Source organism: Phaeobacter sp. CAU 1743 (assembly GCF_039839315.1).
Classification (GTDB): domain Bacteria; phylum Pseudomonadota; class Alphaproteobacteria; order Rhodobacterales; family Rhodobacteraceae; genus Phycobacter; species Phycobacter gallaeciensis_A.
Genome location: NZ_JBDOQR010000189.1, coordinates 1 through 1,322, shown reverse-complemented (window position 1 = coordinate 1,322; position 1,322 = coordinate 1). Strand labels below are relative to the sequence as shown.

The following is a 1,322-nucleotide window of genomic DNA, read 5'->3' as shown; positions in this document are numbered from 1 at the left end:
GCCCTCACGGGCATGCTGGCTGCGGGTGAGTTCGGTCCAGGCCATCGTGGTCTCCGTTCAGTGTCGTACCCGAACAGAAACACAACCTCCTGAACTCACTCAATTAGTTTCAAATCGGGCTCTAAGTGCCGATATTCTCTGGACCTCATGACTGCGCGAATTTGGTGAATAGATTGCAAGCATCTAGATTTGACAGGATTTTTCGACGTCGAGGCTCAATACTTCGACACGGGTGGCGTTCGCGAGATGGAACTGAGGTCGAACCAAGCCATGGGCCCGGTCAATCCGTTTAGAGCTGTGTCAGTACCGATCGCAGGCGTGAGACATGCTGACCTTCAAAACCGTGACATGCCGGGCAAAGACCAACACAGAGACTCAGCTTCTTCCAAGTTTCCCCAGAAAAATTCCCCGCCCAGACTCTCAAGACGGCCCGAAGAAAGTTGCTTGAACTGAGCTTCGACATCCTCCGCCGATTTCTTGTTCGGGAATGGCTGCGAGTTCACCCGTAGCGCCCAACGGCCGGTAGGCGTCTCGCGAGCTTTCCTGTGTCCAGCCAACGTAGCCATCCTCCTCAGGTCCGAAGCCGTAGAAGGAACGGATGCGGATTTGCTTGCCTTTAGGTAAGATGGAATTCATTTGGCATCATCCCTTATCAGCGCGCCTCTACCACTCGAGGCGGAGGGTTGGACTTGTAAACCTATGGTAGAACGCGTTTAGCTCACGCCTTGAGCCCTTCGCTCGAATGGTCTGTGTTCTTGTTGCCGACTTTTTCTGCAAACATGGCCCCGTGCTAAACTGAAGGAAAGTTCTGCAAGAGGAACCGACTTGGGGCACTCTTTTCAGTCCATTGATCCCATAGTGCGCGCGCTTGAGCATCGTCGGAGTGAAGCAACCGATAGACCTGATCTTTGCGCTTCTGAAGCGCGCGCGCGCCAATTCTTCCGTCGGAGCCCGGCAAGAGGTAGTCCTCCACAATGGAAGCCGTGAAATCGCTGGCCGTTCGTGCCTTGCGGTGCCTCAACGCCAAGTCGGCTTCGAGCTCGCTCGTACACTTCGCTGGTGCGGATTTCCCGAAGAAACCGGCCCCAAGCTTAAGCACTTCGTCCAGCTCACCGTCCTCAGTCAGAAGACGGAGGACGTCTGGAATGTAGTCTTCGGCGCGTTGCTCTTGGAACAAGATGCGTGCCTGAGCGAATGGTCGTGTCGCGAATGCTGTGGAAATTCCCTGGCGGCGCGCTCCGGGCATGTGAAGGGTCGGTGTTTTAGGCTGCGAGGTCAAGGGGCATGGGTTCGAGGGGCTGAGAGAGGGTTTCCCAGCCGTC

Annotated in this window: 1 protein-coding gene; it reads right to left on the bottom strand. The window is 55.7% G+C overall.

All coding sequences use genetic code 11. The annotated features are described in order from the left end of the window. Nucleotides 1-790 precede the first annotated feature (790 nt). The coding region (locus AAFO90_RS24880; RefSeq protein ID WP_347511189.1) for a hypothetical protein at nucleotides 791-1,322 on the bottom strand (532 nt) is incomplete at its 5' end.